At 41.6% G+C, this 7,009-nt stretch carries 5 protein-coding genes; 2 read left to right on the top strand and 3 right to left on the bottom strand.

Annotation, left to right across the window (positions count from 1 at the left end; translation table 11 throughout):
* Positions 1–406 precede the first annotated feature (406 nt).
* Entirely contained in the window at positions 407–1,741 is a 1,335-nt protein-coding gene (locus ACFO6W_RS13220; protein ID WP_379997174.1) for a deoxyguanosinetriphosphate triphosphohydrolase, read from the bottom strand.
* A gap of 933 nt (positions 1,742–2,674) precedes the next feature.
* Here ACFO6W_RS13220 and ACFO6W_RS13215 point away from each other — a divergent pair.
* Together ACFO6W_RS13215 and ACFO6W_RS13210 are read left to right on the top strand one after the other, a co-directional pair.
* Positions 2,675–3,148 carry a hypothetical protein gene (locus ACFO6W_RS13215; protein ID WP_379997172.1) on the top strand — a complete coding sequence of 158 codons (474 nt, stop codon included), beginning with the start codon at positions 2,675–2,677 and terminating at the stop codon, positions 3,146–3,148.
* A gap of 63 nt (positions 3,149–3,211) precedes the next feature.
* Positions 3,212–4,627, top strand: coding sequence for a DHA2 family efflux MFS transporter permease subunit (locus tag ACFO6W_RS13210; protein ID WP_379997170.1), 1,416 nt, complete (start codon positions 3,212–3,214; stop codon positions 4,625–4,627).
* Between the two features lie 30 nt (positions 4,628–4,657).
* On the opposite strand, the gene ACFO6W_RS13205 is transcribed toward ACFO6W_RS13210, so the two are convergent.
* Together ACFO6W_RS13205 and corA are read right to left on the bottom strand one after the other, a co-directional pair.
* A complete protein-coding gene (locus tag ACFO6W_RS13205; RefSeq protein WP_379997168.1) occupies positions 4,658–5,818 on the bottom strand; it encodes a tetratricopeptide repeat protein in 1,161 nt (386 codons plus the stop codon).
* Positions 5,819–5,898: 80 nt separating this feature from the next.
* The gene (corA, locus tag ACFO6W_RS13200) at positions 5,899–6,972 is read right to left on the bottom strand and encodes a magnesium/cobalt transporter CorA (protein WP_379997166.1); all 1,074 of its coding nucleotides are present in this window, start codon (positions 6,970–6,972) and stop codon (positions 5,899–5,901) included.
* Positions 6,973–7,009 lie beyond the last annotated feature (37 nt).

Genomic DNA, 7,009 nt, shown 5'->3' with positions numbered 1-7,009 from the left:
GAAGTCTTCTTCAATACCGACTTTGAAGGGGGGAGGCATCAGGCCAGGATTGATAAGATTAATGGCTGAATAGGAAATATGAAATGGGCTGTCCAAAAAATAATATTACGTTAGCAAAGTATTACTTCCTATTGTCATATTGAACGGAGTGAAGAATCCCGATCCTAAGAAACGAGATGTTTCACTCCGTTCAACATGACAAAATGATATAAAAAAAATACTTTTTGGACAGCCTCTTTTATTTTCTACAATCCTACTATCAGAAGCCGGTTTTCCTTACTTATCAATTATATCGAAGAATATCGGGGTTTTCCCTTACACATTAAAAACAGTTTGGTAATCCGGCATATTCATAGATAATTGAGTTTAGAAGAAAGCGGATTTAGAATATTTCCTTCAAAATAAGTTATACTGTAGGTAAACTCATTCCTGTCAGCTTCCGGTAGAGATCAAGCGCGTATATATCGGTCATTCCTGAAATAAAATCCAGTATAGCCAGAATACGTCCATAGAGAGTGGGGGCATCCGTTTCGAACTGTTCCGACACACGGCTCAATACTAATTCCGAATACTTACCTTTGGGATCATCATCAGTAGCAGCCGTAATGAACGTATCGAGCAGAAACCCGATGATACGGTGTCCGGCAAGTTCTATATCCACTACATCCTTAGCTTTATATATCTTTCTGTAACTAATTTCGTTAGCCTCTTTATTCGCCTTATTTGGCAAGGCAGATATATGATCGATCAATGCGCCGTCAAACTGCCCCTCCAATATTGTATCTTCATTGTTCAGAAACACGGTTGTACATTCATCAACCAGCAGTCCTATAAGACTTGAACGCAGATAAGCAATTTGCTCGTTAGTATCGCTTACCCGCTGCATTGTATAGAGCATCTTTTTCTGTCTTTCTTCAGAAAAGAAGTCCATGAAAAGACTCTTTGTCTGTTCGGTAGAAAGCAGACCCAACTTGTGAGCATCCTCAATATCCATAGTCCTGTAGCAGATGTCATCGGCAGCTTCGACAAGATATACAAGCGGATGCCGCGCATACTTCAACAGAGATTCCTGCAAGCAGAGCATTCCCAATCCGTCGGCAATCTTCCTGAAATCTTCTTCCTCGGCCTGAAAAAAGCCGAATTTACCCTTCTTACCGGCTGCCAGCGCAGAATAGGGATACTTGGCAATGGATGCCAATGTAGAATATGTCATTACGAATCCGCCGGGGCGACGTCCGTTGAACTGATGTATCAGCATTCTGATTGAATTGGCATTCCCTTCAAAGTTGGTGAAATCCTCCCATCGTCCGTTTTCCTCGCGCACTTTCTGTTCGAGATGCCTGCCGTTCCCTTCTCTGAAATAGCTGGTAATAGCCCTTTCACCGGAATGTCCGAACGGAGGGTTCCCTAAATCGTGCGCCAGACATGCAGCAGCCACGATGGAGCTTATCTCTTCGAAATGAGCCGGAGAATCAGGATATTTTTTTCTCAGTTCCCTGCCTATTATTTCTCCTAACGAACGCCCCACACACGATACCTCGATACTATGTGTCAGGCGGTTGTGTACGAAAACGCTGCCCGGAAGGGGAAAAACCTGCGTCTTATTTTGCAAGCGGCGAAACGGAGACGAAAATATAAGCCTGTCGTAATCGCGCTGAAAATCAGTACGGTCATGATGCTTGTCATCATGATATTTTTCCATTCCAAAACGTTTTGCAGAGAGGAGTTGTTGCCAGTTCATAGAGTTTCCTTTTTTATAGTAGCCAAAGATAACGAATTTAGGCTGAATAACATATCCGGGTCATGTCAATTATAAATATTATCTTCCAGGCTGCTCTCCTGTTTTTTATTTATTAACCTTATATTGTTAAAATGTAAGGAAAACCGGAAGTTAGTTAAAAATGCGAATCAGTAGTTGGAACTATTAATTCACATTATCAAAAACCGAATCATTTATCTATATATTTAGCTGATAGCCTTTAGCTGTTAGCTGATAGCTCTTTGAAATGATGAACGAGCCCCCTCAATCCCCCAGGGAGGACTTACACAGAGAAAAAATAGTGGAAAATGTGTCAAGTTTGTCAAGTTTTGTACATAAGCTATTGGCTAAAAGCTATCAGCTAATAGCTAAAAAGGTGTTACTTTTGTTACTTTTTGCGTCTTAGCGTCTCTGCATGAAATACTGTTTACTGTTTACTGTTAACTGAAATAAGTGTTACCTTTGTTACCTTTTACCCCCCTGCTGGCGCGAACTTCCAGTCCGTGTCTTGTTGACAGGGTAAAAATGTTTGCTACGCAACACACAGACGGGACGTCTGCGCGAGCGAGGGGCACCCTATTTTGTTTCACGCAAAGACACAAAGGTACAAAGTTTTTACATCTTACGAGTTGTTGACTGCTAACTGATGACTGATGACTGTTTACTGATACACCTGTTACCTTTTAACTATACATAGTTAATATATGTAAATAACATATTATATAAACAGTAAAAAATGTGTCAGATGTGTCAGGTTTTAACTAAACATAGTTAATAAAAATAAAAAAAAGGTTTCCCATTGATTAGAACTGATAATTTCCATGCATTTATCCTGTCCTTTAAGCCTCCGTATAGAAAAAGAAACTATCTTTAATAAGTCATTTGTATTTTATCCAAACTAAAAACCCAGGAATAATGAAATCACTAAAGACTCTCTTTTTCATAAGCTTACTGCTTATAATCTGCACATCCTGCAATAAATATGCATCTATAGAAGGATTGATTTATTACCCCAGCGACTACGTGCCTGCAATGAATGTCTGCCTGAAAAACATCGAAACAGGTAGTACAATAACCTTATTGACAGGCGAATCAGAAGAGGGAGAAACGGTAAAATACAAGTTTGACAATGTACTTCCCGGCAAATATATTGTATATGCTATACCACAAGACGATATTGACGGTGAATCGGCAGGAGGTTATACATATGCTGTTCCCTGCGGGCTGGATATTACATGTACCGACCATAGTTTCATACAATTAGATATAAAAGGTGGCGCGGCACTTACAGGGATAGACATAGCCGACTGGTATGATGAAGATATCAGGTACAATGCCGAAAATTTAGGAAAATATAACAACAGGAACTTGTTTAATATTGAGGTTTAACCAAGGCTTTCTGCCTGAAAAGTAGTACCTTTGCACCCGAATTTTAAGGTTCGGTATTCACAAATGAAGATTTTAAACAAGTCCTACACAGTTTCCCTGATTGTTGCTATCGCTTTCTTTATGCAAGGGCTTGACACCACGGCTGTGAATACGGCTGTGCCTGCCATGGCCAAGTCGTTTGGGACGGATGTTGTACATCTGAGTGCCGGAGTAACATCTTACCTGATCGCATTGGCCATATTCATCCCTGTCAGCGGATGGATTGCCGACCGTTTCGGAACACGCAAGGTATTCTGCTTGTCTATTATTCTTTTTATACTGGCCTCTACCCTTTGCGGTACATCGCAAAATCTGACCCAGTTCGTTATCTTCCGCATATTTCAGGGGATGGCAGGTGCCATGATGACGCCCGTAGGCCGTCTGGCTGTACTGAAAACAACACCTAAGGAGAATCTGGTGACCGCTATGGCTTATATCACATGGCCTGCACTGGTTGCCCCTATACTTGGACCATTGGTGGGCGGTTACCTCACTACATACTGGCACTGGCACTGGATATTCTATCTGAATATACCGATCAGCATTGTCTGTGTCGTCCTTGCATGGCATCATATACCCGAAGAGAAAGACGACACTCCGGTAAAACGGCATTTCGACTTTGTGGGGTTCATTCTCAGCGGCCTTGCTCTTGCCGGATTTATGTATGGAGTGGAATTGCTCAGCCGTACCGAAGTACCATACTATGTTTCAGGGATAGTCGTTTTGTTCAGTATTGGTCTACTGGCTTTTAATATCCGGTATTCGCGGCATATATCCAACCCATTGATAGACTATTCGGTAATCAGGATACCAACATACAGGGTTACGATATTCACGGGATCAATATCACGCATGGTAATCGGAGTAGCACCTTACCTTGTTCCCCTGATGTTTCAGGAAGGTTTCGGCTTAAGCCCTTTCGAATCGGGAACGCTGTTTCTTGCCACCATGGCCGGAAACCTTGTTATGAAGCCTGCTACGATATGGATCATGCGCCATTATAATTTCCGCACAGTACTTATCAGTAACGGATTTATGGTTGCCGTGTTTACATTCTTCACGGCACTCCTGCTTCCGACTACGCCAGTCGTATTAATCGTGGTGGTCATGTTCCTGTCGGGGATGTTCCGTTCCATGCAGTTCAGCGCCATTACCACACTTGCTTTCGCAGACATACCACAACCACGGATGACAGCCGCCAATACGCTATACAGTACCGTGCAGCAGATGTCGACCGGTATGGGTATAGCTATGGGCGCAGTATTCCTCCGGTTCTCAAATATGATAAACGGCAGTACCGACCATTATTCGGTCGCGGATTTCCGTCTGGCATTTATCTTTGTTGCCATATTAGGCATAGTCTCTCTATATGGATATACAAAACTGACCCCTGACGCGGGAGATGTGGTAAGAGTAAAGAAAAGGGACAGGAACCAGTAAACAGCCAGTTGTATCTGGTCTATTCGTAATTTACTTCACATAAGGTTTCGGATCAACTTTACCATCTATAATATCCTTTACAACCGATTGCAGTGTAGTATAAGCCAGATTACCGTCATATACGACATTAAAGCCGTATTTATCCGTTCCTTTCTGCATCACAGGGTCGAAACGGCCGGTTTTGCCTTCCTCTTCGGCAGGAGTGAATTCGAGAGTGATGGTGGAATCGATACGGCCGTCTTTGTCCGCCACATAGAATATATATTTGGTAATCGTACGGCACGGTGATACTTCGAAACGCTCATATGCGGAAACGTCTTTATTCCCTACTGCAAAATGGTCGATGCAAAACATGTCCGCAATGCTGGTATTCCAAAGTTCTCCCTGCCGGTATGCATTATATAGTTTCGCCTTCGATACATCTGCGCGGCTGTAATAGCCTAAAGCATTGTAACACTCGACCAGTTTTTCGATAGAATAGTAATCATCGGGAAAATATTCGGTCAACTCCCTGTATGCTTCGGATGCATCCCTATAATTCTGATTATCAAATTCGATCTTTCCGATATTATTCAGCACTGTGACATACAGCTCCTTGTCCTTTTCTATTTTCGACTTGGCCACATAGAAAGTATCCAATGCCTGTTTTACATTGTCCTGATTAGCATACACGGCACCTATCATGTAGAAGGCTTTCTCCGACGGATCGGGTAGGTTTACCGCCTTTCTGTAATTAGCCAAGGCTTTTGTATAATCATCCTGTGCAAAATAAATATCGCCAAGGCCGGTATAGTATTCAGCCTGTTTCGGAGCCAGATTTATAGCTTTTTGTATATCGGCGATACCTTGTGTATGATTTCCATTTGCACTGCTGATAGAGCCTTTTACGTAGAGTGCGCGAGCAGATCTTGCATCTTTTTGTATAGCCATATCTGCGTATCTGGAAGCATTCGGGAAATCATTCAACCGTATATATGATTCTGCGACGTACGACAACTCTTCGGCTGATGATGTACGGGGCGTATTTCCATATTCTTCTATAATTTCGGTATAAAGCCCTTTCTCAAACATTTTCTTAATATCGTCTTTGGGCTTTACAACCTGATTTTCGTGTGAAGACAAGGTTATACTATACGGGCAGAAAGGAAGGGCAAATAATGAAATCAGTAATATACAAGCTATTTTTTTCATCGTTATTTAATAAATATTAGTTACAAGATAGAATCATGGGGTTATGAGCTTTAAGAATCTGAAATACAGCCTGTTGTTTTTCAAAACCATTTTTGCTTTCTCATCCACAAATAAGTAAACAAGGCAACCAGAGCCAAAACCATCCACGAGAAAAAATAGCCATATTCCCACTCTATTTCCGGCATAAACTTAAAATTCATACCCCACACGCCAACCATAAACGTGAGTGGGATAAAGATTGTGGAAACGACTGTCAGGCGCTTAATTATTTCATTCATCTTCAGATTATTATTGTTATAATACAAATCCAGCAATGAAGTCAGGGACTCGTGAAACGAAGCCAGGTCACCTAATGTGGTGCGCATACGGTCGTCAAAGTCGTTAAAGTAAACAATATTTTCTTCTTTTATCAACTTATTGGCATTATGCAAGAGGTTGCTGTATTCTTCCCTTAGCGCTATCACCATACGCTTGATATGCATATAATTGACCCTGCATCTGTGCATAAACTGAAGGATATCGACTGAATCTTTCCTCATTATCAGCTGGTCTTCAATATCCGCCAGCTTATCTTCTACTGTCATCAGGGTGTTAATATTGGATAAATTAACAGCATTCAGGAGGATATAAAGCAAAAAGTCCGTACTCTTTTGCCGTATCATCCCGTTGTTTTCCTCAATATCCTGCTTCACCTCATCAAAAACAGGGATAAGGGCTTCCTGGAAACTAACTATGAAGTTTTCACCGAAAATAAACGCTACCTGCATATCGTCTATATCAGCATCGCCTTCCAGATAAAAAGACGACATCAGTATAAAGGTTACCTTATCATAGGCTACGATTTTCACCACCCGTTGGTCGGCAAGTAAATCTTTCACATCGAATCCATGCAGGTCAAATTCGCGGCAGATACGGTTTACCTCCGTTGCATCGGAGATACCCTGGACCCTGAACCAATTTACTTTCGAATTGTCAATGCTGCTTTTCAACGGTGTATGTAAAGGGATATTCTTCACTTCCATCCGCATAGAATCGTATTGCATCAACTCTACCGACATTGGAATATCCTTATCTCCCAGATAAGTGGGCTTAGTTAAAAGATAGTTGTTCCGCGGCAATTTATTCCTGGGTCTTTTAGGCGTCCGTTTACTCATATTTACATATACGATATTACCGAATATTTAACAGTAC

Source organism: Dysgonomonas termitidis (assembly GCF_042654545.1).
In the GTDB taxonomy this organism is placed as follows: Bacteria; Bacteroidota; Bacteroidia; order Bacteroidales; family Dysgonomonadaceae; genus Dysgonomonas; species Dysgonomonas termitidis.
Note: the sequence above shows the minus strand (reverse complement) of the source record. Positions and strands in the feature narration are given on the sequence as shown.